This window comes from Candidatus Enterococcus moelleringii (assembly GCF_017377575.1).
Classification (GTDB): Bacteria; Bacillota; Bacilli; order Lactobacillales; family Enterococcaceae; genus Enterococcus_A; species Enterococcus_A moelleringii.
Map to the genome: position 1 here is coordinate 95481 of NZ_JAFREM010000010.1, position 19322 is coordinate 114802.

Genomic DNA, 19322 nt, shown 5'->3' on the forward strand with positions numbered 1-19322 from the left:
TAACCCATCGACACACCAAAATTCGTATGCTATATTCTAAATAAATGCAGCAGTCAATTTGAAACTAATGGAGAGTGAAGCTTTTGAAAAAATTAGATGAACTACCTGAATGTCCTGTAGCCACAACCGTCTCCCTGATTGGCAGTAAATGGAAGTTGCTGATTCTGCGCAATCTTATCCAACGTCCTTGGCGTTTTAATGAATTGAAAAAGGATCTCGAAGGCATTAGTCAAAAAGTTCTCACCGATAGTCTCCGCTCCATGGAAGCCGATGGTCTCATCACCCGAACGGTTTACCCAGAAGTCCCGATTCGGGTGGAGTATGCCTTAAGTCCTTTAGGCGAATCAATCCAGCCCATCTTCAAATCCTTGGAGGTTTGGGGCAACAATTATAAAGAGACTTTAATGTGAAAAAGGAGCAGTGAGAACGTCTCATTGCTCCTTTTTAGATTATCCGTAGCCGGCAAACTAGCCTCTTCTATCTCAACTTATTCCGAAATCCGCAATTCTTTAAAGAATCCTTTGATAAAATCTTTTTATTCATAACTCGCTTGTAAAAATGTCTTCATATCCATCGGTGCGTGACCGGTAATTTTCTCAAAATCAGTAGAAACGCCATTTAACATTCCCAGTGCGCCGCCGTGATACATGGAGGCTAATTCATTTCCATCGCCATCGCCTTTGTAAATCTCAGCGAATTCAGCTAAGGTCACCGGTTGGTAGCCGATCGGTTTGCCGGTCACTTCACTCATCACAGCCCCTAATTCTTCCATCGAATAGTTTTGCTCTTGGCTTAACAAGTAGGATTGTCCGGCATTTCTTAACGCCGGTTGAACCGCTAATTTCGCGATGGCTTCGGCACTATCATCTAACGAAATGAAGGACAACTGCGCTTCGCCAATAGGATAAATGATGTTTTGGCGCTCAATCAGTTCTGGTAAATAAGGAACTAACGGATCAGCATACAATGCATTTTTTACGACGGCATAATCAAATCCTGAACCCGCCAAACGTCTGGGCGCATAACCATAATAAGGCGACATGACAAAAGGATTTTTTTCTTGATCGGCAAAGAAACTGACGAAAATAATCTCTTTGACGTGAGCCTGTTCCATCGCCTTTAAGGTATTTTCCAGTTCCCTCACCCGTTCCAAAACGTCGTAGGTCTTGCTGGGGATATAGATTAACAGATCAATACTTTTTAACGCTTCAACCATACTGTCGATCGTCGAATAATCCCCCGGCCTTACTGCAATACCCGCTTTTTTCAAATCTTCCGCTTTAGAAAGCGAATGGACCACTGCCACGATATCCTGCACATCCACTAATTCAGCTAACTCCTTAACCACGCGACTCCCTAAGTTTCCTGTAGCTCCTGTAACAGCATATTTCATATTTTTCACGCCTTTCTTTTTCTATCAATTTTCTCAGTTCTCAGAAACAGCACTCCCGTGAATACCCTCCCTAGTATCATAAACCTTAAAACAAAAAATATCGAACCATCCCCCATCGGCTTTAGTACGGATCAACGGGTGCGTTCGAACGATATTTTTCGCTAGTATTCATTCAGATTTTTTACTTCTTATTTTATCGACTCATAGTAATCTTTGGCAACTTTCTCATAGTCTTCGCCATCTAGATCAACTTTAGCATTTAGTTCAATCAATGTGTCTGTGTCTAAGTTTTCGTCGATGGTATTAATGATTTCAGCGGCTTCTGGATTGGCTTCTAACATATCTTGACGAGCTACTGGCACTAGATTGTAAGGCGGCCAAAATTGTTTGTCATCTTCTAAAACAGTAAATTCTTCCTTATCAGAAAGCTGTCCTTCGGTAGTATAAGCCGGTGTTGCATCGGCTTCATCGTTTTTCAAGACTTGATATTTCAAGCTGTTGTCATACACAGTAGAAGATTCAAAATTGAATTCGCCGTAGGATTCAGCAAGTCCTTTCAGACCATCCGCCCGTTCGTCAAATTCTCCTTGAGAAGCAAAACGGACCTTGTCGGCATTTGCCTGCAAATCGCTGATAGTCGCGATCCCATATTCTTCCGCCACACTAGTTTTAATAGCAATTCCTTGACCATCATTTCCTGGTGCGTAGTCCAAAACGGTTAACACGCCGTCTTCTTCATAAGCATCTTTGACGGTTTCGTACACTTTATCAGGGTCGGTTTCTAATGGTAATTCAAAAATACTCAGCAACGCTGTTCCAGTGTATTCAGGGTAAATATCTACCTCACCGTCTTCGATGGATTGGGGAATGACGGAGCTGGCGATGTTTTGTACCCGCTCGACGGTGTAGCCGTTATCCTCTAAGGCGTTGGCGTAAATTTCGCTGACCACTAAGCTTTCAGTAAAATCCTTTGAACCGACTTTAATGCTTTCGGCCGTTTCCTCGCTGCTGCCGGTTGTACTTCCTGAATCTCCTCCACAGGCTGCTAGTGTCACTAGTGCCAAAGCTGCTAAACCACTTACGATTATTTTTTTCAATTGTATTTGCTCCCTTCGTTTCTATGTTTTAATACTAACCAGTAAAAATTCATTTGGGAAGTAGGCACTTTTTTATTAGTCACTTACCTTTTTGTAACTACCTGATAAAAAAGTGCCTACTAGTTTTTCCAGAGGTGGTTGGTTATGATTAAATGGCATAGAAAAGAAGGTGTAAAGATGGAGCCGGTTGAAGTATTCTTGCAGTTTTCGGCGTCGGCCTTAAAGGTGACGATTTTAAAAAGCTTCTATTGTAATAGAAACATTTCTCTGCAGGACTTTCAAATGATCTATCATAAAATGCCCCATCAAGCCACCGCCTGTCTGTGGGAGCTTTGCAACGAAGGCTTGATCCAAAGAAATGACCTGGCCTTTCAATTAACCGAGTTAGGCCAAGAATATGTCGCAATTTTAGAAGAATTGGCGCTGTGGCAGGAAAAACAGCAGCTTAATGGAGGGATTTTCCGTGATTCAAGAAATAATGACTTATTTTCAAAATAGTATGAACCAATATATTGGCCTTCTGATGACGCATTTACTCATCAGCTTCAAGGCCTTGTTCTGGGCAACCATCATCGGCCTGCCCCTAGGCTATCTCAGCTTTCGAGTGAAAATTCTAGCTGAGCTGTTCCAAACCGGTTCTCAATTGCTGCGGATTATTCCCAGCTTAGCGGTGTTGTTCATTTTGATTCCTTTAGTAGGTGTCGGTGAATTTCCGGCTTTAATCGCTTTGACTTTTCTAGCCATCCCAGCAATTTTAATCAATACAGCTTTGGGATTCCACGAGGTTCCGGTGATCACGAAAGAAGTCGCGCGGGGAATCGGCATGAACCAAAAGCAACTGTTCCGACGAATCGAGGTGCCTTTGGCGATGCCGTATATTTTAAATGGCTTGAAGCTGGCGCTGGTTGAAATTCTAGCTAGTGCTACGTTGGCAACCTACATCGGGGCGGGCGGTCTTGGAACCTTAATCTTTACCGGCCTAGGCCTGTATCGAATGGATTTGTTGTTGATCGGCGGCGGAACGGTGACTTTATTGTCACTGATCAGTATCGCTCTCTTTGATTTCATCATTAGAAAGGTGCAAAAAAATCATGTCTAACACAGCTGTCTCTTTTAAAAACGTCCGAAAAAGCTTTAACGGTGCCACTAATCACGCGATCGATAACTTGAGTTTTGATATTCCGGAAGGTGAATTCGTGACGATTCTAGGCACCTCCGGCTCTGGAAAAACCACCACCTTAAAAATGGTCAACCGCTTGATCGAGCCCGATGCCGGCGAAATCACGGTTTACAATCAGTCGGTAGAAGCCTTTGATGTCAATCAGCTGCGGCGCAAAATCGGATACGTCGTCCAGCAAATTGGCCTTTTCCCGCATTATACAATTGAAAAGAATATCGGGGCCGTGCCGGAACTGCTGGGCTGGGAGAAAGCTCGGATTACGCAACGGGTGCAGGAATTAATGGAACTGGTACAATTACCTTATGAAGAATACGCCACCCGTTTCCCCCGCCAGCTTTCCGGTGGGCAGCAGCAAAGAGTCGGCGTGGCACGAGCTCTTGCGGCCAATCCAGATATTATGTTGTTGGATGAACCTTTTGGCGCGGTGGACGCCATAACTCGAAAAGAGCTGCAGGCCCAAATAAAAAATCTGCACCAGCGTTTAGAAAAGAAGACCTTTCTTTTTGTCACCCACGATATTAATGAAGCTTTTGCGTTAGGAACCAAGGTAATGATTATGCGGGAGGGAAATTTGGATCAATTTGATACCCCGGAAAACATTATTCGCCAGCCGAAAACCGCGTTTGTGAAGCAGCTACTGGATACAGTGTATGCTGAAGAAGAAATTTGGAGGAAGTATCGATGATTGATTATTGGATAGATTATCATGAACGGTTAACCACAGCATTGCTGCAACACTTGCAGCTAGTTTCTATTTCGCTGGCAATTGCTCTGGTGCTGGCAATCCTGATCGTTGCCGTTTTCAGCAGCCGAACCAATTGGCTCACCAGCTTGATCTATTTCTTTTCGGCGCTGTACTCGATTCCCAGCTATGCCTTTTTCGCCTTGTTGATCCCTTTATCCGGACTAGGAACTACCACTGCTGTGATTGTTCTAAGTTTGTACAGCGAGTATATTTTACTCCGAACCTTCACGACCGGGATTCAGCAGATCGATCCGATGGTGGTGGAAGCCGCCCAAGGAATGGGGATGACCTCGCAACAGGTTTTCCGGAAGATTCAATTGCCCTTAGCCGCAAAATCGATCTTCAGCGGGATTCGTCAGGCGTTGACAGCGATTATCGGGATTGCCACCATCGCGGCAACGATTAATGCTGGTGGCTTAGGTACCGTATTGTTTGATGGGCTGCGAACTCAGAGTATGGTAAAGCTGCTTTGGGGAACCCTGCTGACGGTTTTATTGTGTATTGCCAGCAGTCTGGTATTTAAAATTATTGAAAAAGTTGCGTTGCGAAAACTAGGATTGGAGGAAGTTTAAATGAAAGCCATTGTAGTCTATGAAGCCGGCGGGCCGGAAAAATTAGTTTACACCGAGGTGCCTACGCCTAAAGTTAAACCCGGCTGGTCCTTGATTCAGGTAAAGGGCTTCGGGATCAATCATTCCGAAATATTTACCCGCCAAGGACTCTCGCCTTCCGTTCAGTTTCCCCGGATTTTAGGAATTGAAGCTGTGGGTGTCATCGCGGAAACTTCTGATGAAACGAAACTGCCGGTGGGACAAAAAGTCATCTCGATTATGGGAGAAATGGGTCGGGATTTTGACGGCGGCTATGGGGAATATGTATTGCTGCCAAATGAACAGATCTATCCGGTAACGACAGACTTATCTTGGGAAGAACTAACGGCTGTGCCAGAAACTTTTTATACCGCCTTTGGTTCTATGCTGCGTTTAAAAATCAATGCTGCCGATAAGGTGTTGGTTCGCGGCGGGACTAGCGGAGTGGGGATTGCCTTTTTGAAATTGCTGCGAGGAAAGTTTGCAACGATCGAAGTTGATGGAACTAGCCGCAATTTAGAAAAAGTTGATGCTTTGCTGGCGGCTGGCTTTTCGGATGTTGTAATTGACCGCGATGGTCAGCTGCAAACTGAGAAGAAATACGACAAAATTTTGGAGCTGGTTGGTCCAGCGACGATAAAAGATAGCTTCACTCATATTTTACCTGAGGGAATTGTTTGCAGCACTGGGCAACTTGGTGGAAAGTGGTATTTAGAAGAGTTTGATCCAATTATCGATTCCAACGGCGGCTATTTGACGGGCTTTTACTCTAATGACGTCAGCAGTGCACAAATAAATCAGCTTTTGGATTATCTTGCTGCGTACCAAATTAACGTGAAGCCTGAGAAAATCTTCTCCTTGAAGGACACACAAAAAGCCCACGAATACTTAGAAAGCAGTCGCAGCTTCGGAAAAGTCGTTGTGATGAATGACTAAAAACTTGGCCCTAAAGGTTGGCATGCCGCTGACCTTCAGAGCCAAGTTTTTCACATCATATTTTCTTTAATATAAGCGGTACTTCTCGACGATTTTTTTCCATGGCTAAATGTTCTGTCATTCTAAAGATCATTAATTATTGCCTAAATGATAGCTTTCTGTATTTGCTAACTTTAAGAACACATTTATCCGAAAAAGGCCAGCAACACACCAGCTGCTACTGCAGATCCAATCACTCCGGCAACATTAGGACCCATTGCGTGCATCAATAAGTAATTTGATGAATTATACTTTATTCCCTCTTTTTGTGCTACTCGTGCTGCCATCGGAACAGCAGAAACGCCCGCTGCGCCAATTAGCGGGTTTATTTTTCCATTTGTTAAGCGATACATGATTTTCCCCATAATCACTCCAGCAGCAGTTCCAATTGAAAAAGCAAACAACCCCATTGCAATGATTTTTAAAGTTGTGAGGGAGAGAAAGATATCCCCGCCTGCTTTTGCACCTACTGTTACTCCAAGAATGATAGTGATTATATACATGAACGCATTTTGCAAAGTTTCTGTCAGTTTGGGAACTTGGCCGCTCTCGCGAATTAAATTCCCCAGCATCAGCATACCCACTAAGGCAGCCGCTGATGGAATAATAATACTGACAAAAATAGTTGTGATAATTGGAAATACTACCTTTTCTTTTTTTCCTACTGGCCGCAATTGTTTCATCACCGTTGTACGTTCTTTTTCGGTTGTTAATATTTTCATTATTGGTGGCTGAATAATTGGCACTAGTGCCATGTATGAATATGCTGCTAAAGCGATAATTGGTAGGATATGCGACGCAAGTTTAGAAGTCAAATAAATTGCGGTAGGACCATCTGCTCCTCCAATTATTCCTACAGATGCTGCCTCTTGAGGTGTCATTCCCAATGCTAAAGCACCAAAAAAAGCTGCAAAAATTCCGAATTGTGCTGCCCCTCCCAGTAGTAACGTTTTGGGATTTGCGATCAAAGGTCCGAAATCCGTAGAGGCCCCTAAACAAAGAAAAATTAAAGGTGGATAAATCCCTAAATTTGTTCCTTGATAAAGGTAATAAAGCAAGCCACCCGGTTGGCCTCCACTAGGTTCCATCATTAAACCTGCAAGCGGCAAATTCACCAAAATGATTCCAAAAGCAATTGGAATCATTAGATATGGCTCGTATCCCTTGGCAATCGCCAAAAATAAAAATATACACCCTATTCCAATCATAATCACTTCTTTATAACTCATGTTTAGAAGACCCGAACTTTGAATTAACTCTGTTAAAACGGCTACCATTTTTGTCCTCCTACATAATAATTAACGTTTGTTCTGAATCAACCAGATCCTGATTTTTTACAAGTATTTTTTTTATTTGTCCATCTTTACTGGCGACTATTTCATTCTCCATCTTCATCGCTTCTAAAATAACCAAATTGTCACCTTGCTTCACAAACTGTCCTTCTTTTACTAATACGTTAAGAATCGTTCCAGACATAGGTGCCGAAATCACAACATCTGTTTCCGAACTAGAATCCATGACCGTGCTCGAAGTCTTTGAAGAGTATTCGTCTTCACTAATATTCCTTACCTTCACCTGATAAATAGTATCGTCTATCTCAATCTCGTATATTTTCATATAGCCCTCCACCAGCTTCTTACTATATATAGTGATTTAGTTCCTTATAATTTTTTGTACTTCTTCTACTTTGAATCGATCAGCACCATTCTCTTCATGTGCAAGCACTAAAGCCATAGCTATAGCTGCTCGTTCTCTGGCGCTATCTTCACGATTATCTACTCCAATAGCACAAGCTGTCTTATCAGAAGTCGTTGCTGACTCGTTCAATACAGTTTTTCCAATCAATTTATGCGTAATCTCAATTAATAACCATAACCCAGCTAAAACTAAAAATACGATGGTCATTGCCACAACTGTTACACTAAGACCATCGAACAAACTAAATGCTTCCATAACTGATTCTCCCTTAGTTCTTATATCTAGCAAAGATACATGTCACACCATTCTTTTGGTCTATCCCTTGTGATGGTGGATTTGCCGCATATTTCCGTTCTAAAAATTCTCTTCCAATCTGAGGAAAAAGAGCATAAGTTAAAAGATCTTCTTCACACCTAGCAAGATCTCCAAGTTCTTTTGTCAGCTCTTCAATTTAAGGTTTAAGATAGTCAGCCGGACGACCAGAAACCACTTCACTATCTTCTACAATCGTTTTTCTAAAGCTGGCAGAAATATCAATTGGTGATTTGCCGTATTTCCCAAGAAGATAATCTTTCACCTCACTAGGTACTACCTTATATCGTTCATTAGTTAAAACATTAAAAACCGCTTGTGTTCCAACCATTTGACTCATTGGCGTTACTAATGGAGGATAGCCTAGATCCTCCCGAACCTTCGCAATTTCAAGTAGAACTTCTTCGAATTTATTTTCAGCTCCGGATTCTTTCAATTGAGCTAACAGATTGGATAGCATACCCCCAGGAACTTGATACAGCAGCGTTTCAGGATCGACAAACATCATCAGGGCATCTAGTCCCCCGGATTCCAAATACTTGTCACGAATAACTTTGAAGTGTGAGGCGATTTGTTTTAGAGCCTTAACATCCAGATCAACATTAAATCCTAGCTCTCTAAGAATGATACTCAGAGACTCAGTCGCCGGCTGACTTGTTCCTTCAGCAAAGGGGGATATTGCACAATCAATGATATCGGCCCCCGCTTCGACGGCTGCTAAATACGTCATCTGAGAAATGCCGCTTGTTGAGTGAGTGTGAACCGCTATTGGAATAGCTACTACCTTTTTAATTTCGCCTATCAGCTGTGTAGCCACACTGGGTGTTAGTATTCCAGACATATCCTTTATACAGATTGAATCTGCACCAAGCTCGAATAATTCTTTTGCTAAATTAGTAAAGTAATCAACCGTATGAACCTCGCTGATTGTGTAGCAGATTGCAAGCTGAGCATGAGCCCCATATTTTTTTACTGCCTTTAGCGCAGACGTTATATTTCTTGTATCATTCAATGCATCAAAGATACGAAAAATATCAATGCCGTTTTCAACGGCATTCTTCACGAACAAATCCACAATATCGTCTGCGTAATGTCGGTACCCTACTAAGTTTTGTCCTCTTAGCAGCATTTGAAGCGGTACGTCCGGTGCTTTTTCTTTAATTATTCGCAGACGTTTCCAAGGATCTTCATTGAGAAATCTTATACAAGAATCAAAGGTTGCTCCACCCCAGCATTCAAGTGAATGATACCCTGCCTTATTCATTACCTCGACAATTGGCAAAATATCTGATAGCTTCATTCTTGTCGCCATTAAGCTTTGTTGTCCGTCACGCAAGACGGTCTCTGTAATTGACACTTTCCTTTGCAAAACAACACCATCCTTATTCTAGATAATTAAAAAACTCAAAGACATCGTTGATGGCCTTGAGTTTTCACTTTTACGTTAAGAAACTACGCAGTAAACTGGTGTAGAATGATAGTGAACAGAACCATGCCGATCATTGCAAACGGGAAAGTAGCACCATAGCCTGTCGCTGCATCGTCTGAATCAAGTACATCGATCAGTGTACCCATACCAGTTGTATTGGTCATACCCCCGCAAATGGCTCCAGATAATAATACCCAGTTCATCTTGAACACATATCTTCCAACTAAGAAACCGGACATAAGTGCTACAGCTGCTGTGATGAATCCGACAACAACGAAGGTCAGTCCAGAACCGGTAATAGATTCAACCACTCCAAAGCCATAACGTAATCCGACAATAGCTAAGAAAATTTCTAAGCAAAGCGTTCGCAAAACCTGTAGTACCTTGTCTTCCATGCGGAAATTAATGAATCTGATTTTTCCAATTGAGCCTAGAACCAACCCGCCCAGTAAGGCACCACCAGTCATCCCTAAACTAAATGTTCCGAAACTACCTAGAGGTATTTCAATACTTCCAATGATTAAGCCCACCAACGCAGCTAATGCGAACCCAGTAACATCAAATAGAACATTTTTTGAAAACTTGTTTGTTTTCTCTGTTTCATCCGCATCACCATCTGACATAATTTTGGCAAACTCTTCTTTTTCATCTTTAAGATTGATTCTAAAAATCTTATGAATAAAACTCATGGATAGAATCACTACGATTGATCCAATCGGAAACGAGATCGAGTGTCCGATTCCGACATCAGCTGACGCTTTTTCCACAAAAGTTTTTTGCTGACTTTGAGTCAGTGTTTGGGTATTTTCAATCGTCAGATTTTCTTGAGAATTATCATTTAATACATCAAGAATCATCTGTTTTTCTTTCGTTGGTAAGGTTTCATAATTCTTGGCATCTTCAGTCGTAGTAGCCTGCACCGTTTCAAGTGCTGCAGCTAATGAAGGCGAACTTGTCATTGCCCCTGAATACGTTCCAGAAACTTTAAAGATATCCTTTTGCGGCAGAGACTCTGTTAAAACGAAACTTGTAGCTGCACCCATAAAAGTGATCAGAAATCCTAAAATAACGAATTGAAAGCCATATTTTTTAATCACTTTCTTGATGCTATTGGAAGCCAGAAGTCCGATAGCAGTCACAAATAGAACTAGAAATGTATTGAACAGCAGATGATCAATAACTCCTTTTTCAATAAAAGCCTGTGCTGCCGCGTATTCATCCGAGCTTTCACTAAAACTGTGGGCATACTTTAGAACAAAATACCCAATAAAAAGTCCAGCAAATAAGACCCCTGATCCTCCGAAACAGAAGCTCTTGATTCTAATTCGGCCAAAGAGCATTCCTAAAAAGATTGCTGCAAAAATCAAAACGAATGGATTAAAAACAAATTCTGTCAAATTAAAAAACATGATTCTCCCCCCAGTTAATCCAGCACCCCTAATTTTCGAAGCTTCTCATCGATATCAGGTTTGGTAATATGTCCCTTTTCAATTTCAATCGCTCTATTTGCTTCATATTTCAACTTCTTCTCAGTTCCACTAACAATTTCGTCGATATGGTCGGGTGGAATAATGACTACTCCATTGTCATCTGCGACAACATAATCTCCCGGCATTACAACAACTCCACCACAGCTGATGGGATAATTGATTTCACCAGGGCCGTCTTTGTCTCCAACCGCCGGTGTTACAGCTTTAGTAAAGATAGGGTATTGCTTTTCTTTCAATTCTTCAATGTCTCGAATGGCTCCGTCAATCACAAAGCCGCCAATTTTTTTCTTGAAGGCTGCACTAGACATCAGGTCTCCCATGATTGAATAGTTTTCAGTACCGCCAGTATCGACAATGATGATGTCGCCTTCTTTTGCAATATCTATTGCTTTGTGCAACATTAAATTGTCTGCTGGTCTAAGCTTCACCGTAATGGCCGGACCTGCTAATTTCACCCCGCTAGAAACCGCTTTAATTTTTGAATCTAAGGTATTAAATTTATTAAGTCCGTCACTAAGAGGCGGCGTCCCAAAATCCATTAATTTTTGAAAGATTGACGTATCCTTCGGACGGTTGATGTCTTCCCCAATTCTGAAACCAATTCTACCTTTACTCATACGTTTCTCCTTTATATGTATCTCACTTCCCAGTTTTAGGAAGTGAGATAATTTTATTGTTTTAAACTAGTTCCTCTGAAACTACCGCATAGAAATTTGCGAAGCTCTCAGCATACTTATACGTGTTGTTCCCAGATAAACGACGGGCATGATTGCCTCGCATAAATGCTCGTTGTTTGTAATACTCAATTAAGTGGTGCTGCCCTGCAAAACACTCCATTGCTTTGACTTTTTTGTCGTATACTTCAGTAATGTCGATGAACTGATCCGGCACGTATCCGCTTATTTCTGTCTGATGAGGCTCAAACCCAAACATTCTCATTTGTTTTGTAACTGGATGACCCTCAGTCAAAATACCTGCAGAGTTTGACATAATACTAGCTCGCCATACAAGATCATGGATGTTGTTATGATCCGGATTTAAGATATCATTTTTATCATGAGTGATGATAATATCCGGTTGCATTTTTCGAATGGTTTCTACTACTCTGTTTTCCAATTCTTGAGTAATATCAATTGGATAGTCTACCAAATCCCAATATTCCATGTCAGTGACACCCAGAATTTCAGCCGCAGCTGCGGTTTCTTTCTTTCTTACTTCTTTTACTGAATCATAGGTAGCGTTCTCTTTTTTCCATAAACCATTTGACTCTCCACGAACACCAAAAGTCATAACGACAACTTTAACATTGGCACCATTTGCAGCATACTTTGCAATTGTTCCACCTGATCGCCAAACATAGTCAGCGGCATGTGCACTAAATACTAATAAATTTTTTCCCTTAATCATCGATTTTTCTCCTTTACTCTGCTAATAATTTTGAAGGATTTTCTACAATCATTTTTCTAATGTCTGCTTCGGTAAAGCCTTCTTCATTGATCAAACGCTCAGCAAATTCTAAAAGCCCTTCATCTGGGTAAACATTGTTAGATTGACCTAAATCTGTAGCAAGAATCACTTTATCTGGTGTCAATTCACGAATTTGGCGAGCTGTTTCAGCAAAATCAACCTTTCCTGATTTCCACGTCACATAACAATGTTCCATGTATGCACCAAATTCAGCCAGTTTTTTCTGATCTTCTACACTGTAATAAGTTGTCGGAAAATCTACATGAGTGATAATTATTTTCTTAACCCCACGTTTTTGTGCTTCCTCAACAAGCGCGAAGGTTTCTTCATGGGATAAATGGCCAGTAGCTAAAATGATGTTGTACTTAGCAATTGTGTCGATTACTTTAATAGTGTCGTCTGTCAACTTTCCATCTTTCAGAATAGTGATCGTTGGAATTTCAATATTTTCATCCTTAAGATCTTTAACAATTTTGGCCCAGTAAGGAAGTTTTTTATTAGGATCACCAGTCATAACATGGGAAATCTCGTTTTCTGAGTCCGTAGTTGGGAACCATACAATTTTTGCTCCCGATCTGGCCGCCATTTCAACCGCAATTGAATTAATACCGCCGACTGATTGATTTAATGCAATGGCACCAATGCAATTACATTCTGGAGTTACCTTATTTACTAAATATCCTCGTTGTGCAGTGTTGAAATAATGTGACTTTAACACATAACCAGCCATTCCAGATTCTTTGATTCGTTCAGCCATTTCCAAATCGTCGAACTTTCGCGGCATAATATCTGGACCTGAATGTACGTGTAAATCATATGCACCTTTTAAAATATTACTCATATTGCTTCTCCTCCTGTTGATCAATATTGTTGAACAATTTTGTTGACAAACAAATTGTAACCGCTGCCGGATAAGATGTCAACAAGAAATTAAAAAAAAGACATTCAAGATTGAAATGTCTTCCTCCAAAGTCTGTATTATTCATGGTTGAGTCGGTACTTTAATGATTTAAATAATCGTTATAGTCTAGAAGTGTATCTCTAACACTGAAGATGTGTTCCTTAGCTCTTTGAGAAGCAAGTGCTCCATCTCTAGATTTGACTGCTTCCAATAAGTTTTTATGCTCGATTAACGTAGCTTCTTTTCGTCCAGGAATCAATATTGTTTTAAAGTTGTATTTTGATAGTTGGTTTTTCAAATCTCTTATAATGCCAATAGCCACAGTATTATCGCATTTACTATAAACTACTTCGTGAAAACTTTGATTTAAACCAGAATGATTTTGTAAATTATTTTCTTCAATATTTTCGACCATTTGCTTATATATCTCACTCATCTTTTTAATCTCATCGTCACTTAAAAGCGGAGTAACTTTTTGAAAAACATACCCCTCAAGCTCAGCTCTGACTTCCAACAAGTTAATGATATCCTTAGTATTTAGTGCCGTGACCTTTGCACCTTTGTGAGGCACAATAGAAACCAAATTGTCCTTTTCCAATAAAGAAAGCACATTTCTGATCGTGTTTCTACTAGTCTCGAATCGATTCGCTAGGTCATTTTCTATTAATTTTTCATTCGGGCTGTACACACCCTCATTTATGTCTTTTTTTAGTTGGTTCAATATTGTAGTGGTTTTGCTTTCACGCATAATTTCACCCCATTTATCGTTCTTTCACAAAATATTTTATTTCGACTTTGCCACCCTTAACTCACGCTTTAGTTACACAATTATACTATAATCTATTTGAGTTAAATTTTACCACATATTTCAAAAAAAATTCTGATCAAATAAATAGTATTAGCACCGCCACTTAGTTATGAAACAAAAATCATGCTAAAACAGCCGGTACTTTTCTATTCTAAGAGGCCAGTATTGATGTAAAAAATGAAGAGTACCGATCTAAAAAGCCCCCGGATACTAAGAAAGGCTGAGCAAACTCTCATAGCTTTTGAGTATTAAGACTAAACTAGTTTGTGAAGTTAGACATCCTCAATATTAATTTAATCATTTTTCTGATTGTGAATAACTTCTACTTTCTTTATTTTTTAGAAAGCAGCCGCAGCTTCGGTAAAGTGGTTGTGATGAATGACTAAAAACTTGGCCCTAAAGGTTGGCATGCCGCTAACCTTCAGAGCCATTTTTACATCATATTTTCTTTGATATAGGCGGTGCCCCATTCACTCATTGAGTCGATAATCGGGCGTAATGATTCCCCGACTTCACTCAAGGAGTACTCTACCCGCGGTGGAACCTCCGCATAGGCTTTGCGGACAACAATTCCGTCTTTTTCCATCTTACGCAAATTTTCGGTTAACACCTTTTGACTAATACCATCCACTGCCTTATGAATCATATTAAACCGTTGTGTTCCCTTCAACAATTCCCGCATAATCAACAATTTCCATTTGTTGCCAATCAAATCCACCGTCGTAGCCACTGGGCAAAACGGTAGTTCTTCTTTCGTCAGCATTTACTCCACTCCCTAGGTTTCAAAAAGTATGTAACTTAGTTTATGATAGCAAGTTTTGGGGTGGAATACAATCAGGTTAAAAGATTTTCCGATGACGACAAAGGTCTTGTTTTTTCGATTATGTTTAGCGCGATTGGGGATTGTTTTTGGATTCATAACCATCTTTACTGATCATTCCAGAATTGACCGATGAAACAACAAATGCACTGCTGAACGTTTCTAAAGATTTGGTAGTAACACCTCAGTATAAATAGAGAGCTGCATCACGCCTCCTCCCGGGTCAGCTTGTAGATCCACTTGCCAAAATTGGCCTTTAAAAAGACCGGCACACATTTGAAGAGCTGGTCGGAATTCAAAGCAAACACAACCACTGCTGGAGAAGCTTTAAAATAAAAGGCCAGCATATAAGACAGGGGAATAACAATCATCCAACTGCATATCAGGTTCATCTTAATAATAAACATCGGATTGCCGCCGCCGCGAATAATTCCTTCGCTGGTGGGCATCTGATAGCCCATCCCCACATAAATCACACTCAAAATAATCAAAAACTGATTGGCCATCTCCTGCGTTTCCGGCGACAGATCATAAAGACCCAAAATCGGAATCCGAATGAAAAACAGCACGATGCCACCAACCACACCAATCGCAAAAAACATTTTCTGCAGCTTTTTGGAATAGGCAATTACCTGTTCTAAATTCCCGCTGCCGATTTCTTTCCCGATAATAATTGCCCCGGCCGACGCCGCCCCTACTGCTCCACCTTTCACTAGCAAAAACAAAACCGAAGCCACACTATTGGCCGCAATCGCCGCCGAACTCATATAGCCTAAGATCGAAGTTTGCAGTCCAGTACTCAAGCCCCACAGTCCCGAAATACCCACCATTGGCACAACTAGACGGAAATAATCCTTTCTCAGCACCGAATCAAAGGTCAAATAATCCTTCAATTTGCTTTGCAGCGTTTTATCCCGCAATTTCAAATAAATAATTAATAATAGCAATTCCACAATGCGGGCAATCAGCGTTCCCACTGCAGCCCCCTGGGCACCCATTTCCGGCGCACCAAATTTCCCAAAAATCAGCGTGTAGTTAATGCAGATATTTAAAAAGAAGGCGATAATTGATAACTGAAAGCCGATTTTGACAATTTCGACACTCCTTAAAGAAGCCAATAAAATCATGGTAATCGCCAAAAAGAAATAAGAGAAGCGGACAATCATTAAATAGTCAATCCCTTGATTAATAATCGCTGGCGAAGTGGTAAAAATCCGCATCACCTGCTCAGGAAACAACGAAACCGCCGTGAACAGCAGCAACGCAACCCCTAGTGTGATCTTAATCGCAATCGCCACTACTTTTTTTATCGGTTCAATGCGGCCGGTTCCCCAATATTGACTGCTGATCATCACCACGCCTTCACTTAAGGCGTTTAGAATTTGCTGGTAGAAAAACTGCACCTGATTAATCGCCGCAACCCCAGATAGCGCGATTTCACTATAGGCGCCAATCATCATATTATCGGTGAGGTTAACACTCAAGGTCACCACATTTTGCAGCACAAATAGTATATATAAGGAGAAAAAACGTTTAGAGAATTTCATAAGCCCCTCCCTTTTTTATCGAGTATAGCATTTTCGCCGCCACGATTAAAAGAGCTGCCGGCGATTGATTCGCCAGCAGCTGTGTGTTTTATGCTTTTCCGATGGACCCAAACTCTTCCATCTTGTTTTTGACCACTTGACTGATGGCTTGTTCACCGGGTTCGATCAATTGTCTTGGTTCGTGGGAATCGGGAAATTGCGCCATACTTTGACGAACGGCTTCGATCCAGGCCATATTCATTTCAGTATTGATATTGACCTTGGCATGTCCCTTGCTGATGGCTTTTTTCAATTGGTCTAAAGGAATGCCGCTGGCTCCATGCAGGACTAACGGAACTTCGATGGCCGCTGCGATAGCTTCCATTTCCTTAAAGCCAAGCTTTGGTTCGCCTACGTATTTTCCATGAACCGAACCAAGCGCAGCCGCTAAGGCATCAACCCCGGATTCTTCCACCAGCCGAACTGATTCGTTGAAATCCGCATAATTAATTCCACTGACTAAACCGTCTTCATTTCCGCCAACTGTGCCAATCTCTGCTTCGACAGTCACACCGTTTTTATGTGCATGCTCTACCACACGTTTCGTATCTGCGATATTTTTATCAATCGGATCGTGGCTGCCGTCATACATCACCGAGCTGTAACCTGCATCAATCGCCGCAAAACAGCGAGAAATGGTTTGCCCGTGATCCAAATGCATCACGACAGGAACTGTGATCTCCAGCTCATCGCCAATGTTGCTGACTAAATCAGCAATCGTCTTGAAGCCCCCCAGGAAATCCACCATGCGATCAGAAGAAGCGATAATCACGGGGGACTTTGCTTCTTCGGCTGCCGATAGAATCGCCTTCACCCAGGGAATTCCATTGAGATTGAAGTGGCCGACTGCGTAACCCTCTGCTCGAGCTTTAGGCAGCACATCATTCAAAGTTACAAATTTCATTTTTTACGCCTCTCTTTAAGCAAATTTTACTTACGGTCTAAAATCCATTCATGGGCTTTTTCATTATGGAACTGCCAAACACGAGTTGGTCCCGCCATGACATTTAAATAGTAGGAAGTATAGCCGTCTGGCACCCCTACAGGATGGTAACCTTTTGGCACAACGACCACATTTTTATTTTCTACTGACATGGTTTCGTCCAATGAACGATCCTCGGTGTACACCCGTTGGAAGACAAATCCTTGTGATGGATTCATTTCATGATAATAGGTTTCCTCCAAGAAGGACTCATTTGGCAAATCGTCCTGGTCATGCTTATGGGGTGGATAGCTGGAGAAATTCCCACCTTCAGTATAAACCTCCACCACGAGCAAGCTGTTAGCCGTATCAACATCATCCGGTAAAATATTGTGAACCAAGCGTTTGTTTTGGTATTTGCCCCGTTGTTCCGTAGAATTATCCGCTGCCTTGATTACCTTGGTTGGTAACTGGTTTTCGGAAGGCGAATAGCAAAGCGCTACCCGCACATTATCGGTTTCAGCGGTAATACTGAACTGGCGATCATTGGAAATGTAAACACTATCCGTTGGAATTTTTTCAAAAACTGATTCTCTTGTTCCCAGGTTTTGATAAGCTTCTCCTTCAACCACAACCGTAATTTTACCGGTCAAAGCAACTACACAAGCTTCTTGTTTGCCCAGCTGTTCCTGATAATTGGCACCCTTTTCAAATTCCAGCACTTGAAATTCAATGTAGGTCAACCCCGAATTTTCTTGGCGAATATTTTGCAGCTGAGTCACTCCTTGAGCTAATTCGACTGCTTGCGGTGTATGTTTTAATGATTTAGACATGCATAAAGCTCCTTTCATACTTCTTTTAGATACTACCAACACTACCTAATATATCTGGTTTTGTCAATCGTTTATGGTTACTTTTTGTATATTTTTTGGATATATTCTGGATTTAAGCGTAACTTCAGTCTAAATAACTGGTGGCTGCATTATTGGCCCAGGCGTAACCCAGTCCCATCACCAATCCGCCGCCTATATAATTACCAATCAAGGCGAAAAATAAATTATGAGTAACAGCACTCACAGTAAAGGCCTCCATCCCGCCGGAAGCAAAATACGCTAAAGAAAAAGCTGGAAAGTTGGCAATCACGTGCTCATAGCCTAAAAAGGCAAAAATAAAAATGACAAAAACAATCGTTATCACTTTCCCAGCATCATCCTTCATGCGCATGCTGATTAAAACGGCAGTATTGACGACAATATTGGCAAAAACACCTTCAATCACGATCTGTACCGTCCCCTTGTCCAGCTTTCCGGCAATCGATTCAAACAGATAGCTGTCCGCCGGCAACCCTTGAAAGGCCCCGGTTTGAGCCAACAAGAAGCCCACCAACACACCACCGACTAAATTGAAGAAAATACAAAGTCCTAATATTTTCAGAGCTTTGATTACCTTCAGCCGTTTCTGATAAACCCCGACGGTCAGGTACATCATATTGGATGTCCCCAGCTCTGCGTTCATATAAACAATCATCACCAGCGCCCAGCTGAACATAAAGGAATACAAAATTTTCCCTAAACCAGGGGCAATTTCTTCCCCCTTGATCGCTATCGCAAAAGCCACCGCTGTGCCTAATGCCAAAAACATACAGGCCATTATCGCCCGAAAAATATAACGTAATTTAAAATGGTCAAACAAATCCAGCTTCTTTTGGATCGAAGCATCGATGGTTTGCATCAGCATCGAATTCGAATTCACAACATTCCTCCTGCTCACTAAAATTTATTTTCAATATCCGACAAAACTACCATTATTTTGTCCACTCTGTATCCACTTTGGTTAATTATTGATTAACTTCAAAAAATATGCTAGTATCGTTACTATAAAGAGAAGGAAAAGTCTAGTGGTAATAAGT

General features: G+C 41.3%; 21 protein-coding genes and 1 pseudogene. 6 read left to right on the forward strand and 16 right to left on the reverse strand.

Annotated features, from left to right (window positions below; genetic code table 11):
- Nucleotides 1–74: 74 nt before the first annotated feature.
- A complete protein-coding gene (locus tag JZO70_RS06050) occupies nt 75–410 on the forward strand; it encodes a winged helix-turn-helix transcriptional regulator (RefSeq protein ID WP_430748889.1) in 336 nt (111 codons plus the stop codon).
- 125 nt (nt 411–535) lie between these two features.
- On the opposite strand, the gene JZO70_RS06055 is transcribed toward JZO70_RS06050, so the two are convergent.
- Both JZO70_RS06055 and JZO70_RS06060 read right to left on the reverse strand, forming a co-directional pair.
- Nucleotides 536–1393: an SDR family oxidoreductase gene (locus JZO70_RS06055; protein WP_207672651.1), complete on the reverse strand. Its 858-nt coding sequence runs from the start codon at nt 1391–1393 to the stop codon at nt 536–538.
- 188 nt (nt 1394–1581) lie between these two features.
- Nucleotides 1582–2496 carry a glycine betaine ABC transporter substrate-binding protein gene (locus tag JZO70_RS06060; RefSeq protein WP_207672675.1) on the reverse strand — a complete coding sequence of 305 codons (915 nt, stop codon included), beginning with the start codon at nt 2494–2496 and terminating at the stop codon, nt 1582–1584.
- Nucleotides 2497–2634: 138 nt separating this feature from the next.
- On the opposite strand from JZO70_RS06060, the gene JZO70_RS06065 reads away from it, so the two are divergent.
- The 5 genes from JZO70_RS06065 to JZO70_RS06085 are packed head-to-tail and all read left to right on the forward strand — an operon-like array spanning nt 2635 to nt 5941.
- Nucleotides 2635–2988, forward strand: a complete 354-nt coding sequence (locus tag JZO70_RS06065; protein WP_207672652.1) for a hypothetical protein — start codon at nt 2635–2637, stop codon at nt 2986–2988.
- Nucleotides 2939–3589 (forward strand): ABC transporter permease, encoded by a 651-nt coding sequence (locus tag JZO70_RS06070; protein WP_207672653.1) that lies wholly within the window; start codon nt 2939–2941, stop codon nt 3587–3589. Before JZO70_RS06065 ends, JZO70_RS06070 begins: the two co-directional genes overlap by 50 nt.
- Nucleotides 3582–4355: an ABC transporter ATP-binding protein gene (locus JZO70_RS06075; RefSeq protein WP_207672654.1), complete on the forward strand. Its 774-nt coding sequence runs from the start codon at nt 3582–3584 to the stop codon at nt 4353–4355. Before JZO70_RS06070 ends, JZO70_RS06075 begins: the two co-directional genes overlap by 8 nt.
- Nucleotides 4352–4987, forward strand: a complete 636-nt coding sequence (locus tag JZO70_RS06080; protein WP_207672655.1) for an ABC transporter permease — start codon at nt 4352–4354, stop codon at nt 4985–4987. The genes JZO70_RS06075 and JZO70_RS06080 overlap by 4 nt, the downstream gene beginning before the upstream one ends.
- The gene (locus JZO70_RS06085; protein ID WP_207672656.1) at nt 4988–5941 is read left to right on the forward strand and encodes a zinc-binding dehydrogenase; all 954 of its coding nucleotides are present in this window, start codon (nt 4988–4990) and stop codon (nt 5939–5941) included. It begins immediately after the preceding gene.
- Between the two features lie 185 nt (nt 5942–6126).
- Here the strand turns inward: JZO70_RS06085 and JZO70_RS06090 are convergent, their stop codons facing one another.
- The 14 genes and pseudogenes from JZO70_RS06090 to JZO70_RS06155 all read right to left on the reverse strand — a co-directional run bounded on the left by JZO70_RS06090 (nt 6127) and on the right by JZO70_RS06155 (nt 19165).
- Entirely contained in the window at nt 6127–7257 is a 1131-nt protein-coding gene (locus JZO70_RS06090; protein ID WP_207672657.1) for a sodium ion-translocating decarboxylase subunit beta, read from the reverse strand.
- Nucleotides 7258–7267: 10 nt separating this feature from the next.
- Entirely contained in the window at nt 7268–7597 is a 330-nt protein-coding gene (locus JZO70_RS22580) for a biotin/lipoyl-containing protein (RefSeq protein ID WP_207672658.1), read from the reverse strand.
- Between the two features lie 36 nt (nt 7598–7633).
- A complete protein-coding gene (locus tag JZO70_RS06100) occupies nt 7634–7933 on the reverse strand; it encodes an OadG family protein (RefSeq protein WP_207672659.1) in 300 nt (99 codons plus the stop codon).
- 13 nt (nt 7934–7946) lie between these two features.
- Nucleotides 7947–9359: pseudogene (locus JZO70_RS06105) on the reverse strand (oxaloacetate decarboxylase subunit alpha).
- An 83-nt stretch (nt 9360–9442) separates the two neighbouring features.
- A complete protein-coding gene (locus JZO70_RS06110) occupies nt 9443–10828 on the reverse strand; it encodes an aspartate-alanine antiporter-like transporter (RefSeq protein WP_207672660.1) in 1386 nt (461 codons plus the stop codon).
- A 14-nt stretch (nt 10829–10842) separates the two neighbouring features.
- Nucleotides 10843–11526 carry an RraA family protein gene (locus tag JZO70_RS06115; protein ID WP_207672661.1) on the reverse strand — a complete coding sequence of 228 codons (684 nt, stop codon included), beginning with the start codon at nt 11524–11526 and terminating at the stop codon, nt 10843–10845.
- A gap of 61 nt (nt 11527–11587) precedes the next feature.
- Nucleotides 11588–12316: a PIG-L deacetylase family protein gene (locus JZO70_RS06120; RefSeq protein ID WP_207672662.1), complete on the reverse strand. Its 729-nt coding sequence runs from the start codon at nt 12314–12316 to the stop codon at nt 11588–11590.
- A 13-nt stretch (nt 12317–12329) separates the two neighbouring features.
- Nucleotides 12330–13217 carry a DUF6282 family protein gene (locus JZO70_RS06125; protein WP_207672663.1) on the reverse strand — a complete coding sequence of 296 codons (888 nt, stop codon included), beginning with the start codon at nt 13215–13217 and terminating at the stop codon, nt 12330–12332.
- Between the two features lie 160 nt (nt 13218–13377).
- Entirely contained in the window at nt 13378–14025 is a 648-nt protein-coding gene (locus tag JZO70_RS06130) for a GntR family transcriptional regulator (RefSeq protein WP_207672664.1), read from the reverse strand.
- Between the two features lie 493 nt (nt 14026–14518).
- On the reverse strand, nt 14519–14848 hold the full coding sequence (locus tag JZO70_RS06135; RefSeq protein WP_207672665.1) for a winged helix-turn-helix transcriptional regulator: 330 nt from the start codon (nt 14846–14848) through the stop codon (nt 14519–14521).
- Nucleotides 14849–15111: 263 nt separating this feature from the next.
- Nucleotides 15112–16452 (reverse strand): MATE family efflux transporter, encoded by a 1341-nt coding sequence (locus tag JZO70_RS06140; protein ID WP_207672666.1) that lies wholly within the window; start codon nt 16450–16452, stop codon nt 15112–15114.
- A gap of 88 nt (nt 16453–16540) precedes the next feature.
- Nucleotides 16541–17395: a class II fructose-1,6-bisphosphate aldolase gene (gene fba / locus JZO70_RS06145; protein WP_207672667.1), complete on the reverse strand. Its 855-nt coding sequence runs from the start codon at nt 17393–17395 to the stop codon at nt 16541–16543.
- Nucleotides 17396–17421: 26 nt separating this feature from the next.
- Entirely contained in the window at nt 17422–18246 is an 825-nt protein-coding gene (iolB, locus tag JZO70_RS06150) for a 5-deoxy-glucuronate isomerase (RefSeq protein WP_207672668.1), read from the reverse strand.
- 124 nt (nt 18247–18370) lie between these two features.
- Nucleotides 18371–19165 (reverse strand): formate/nitrite transporter family protein, encoded by a 795-nt coding sequence (locus JZO70_RS06155; protein WP_207672669.1) that lies wholly within the window; start codon nt 19163–19165, stop codon nt 18371–18373.
- Nucleotides 19166–19322: the final 157 nt, after the last annotated feature.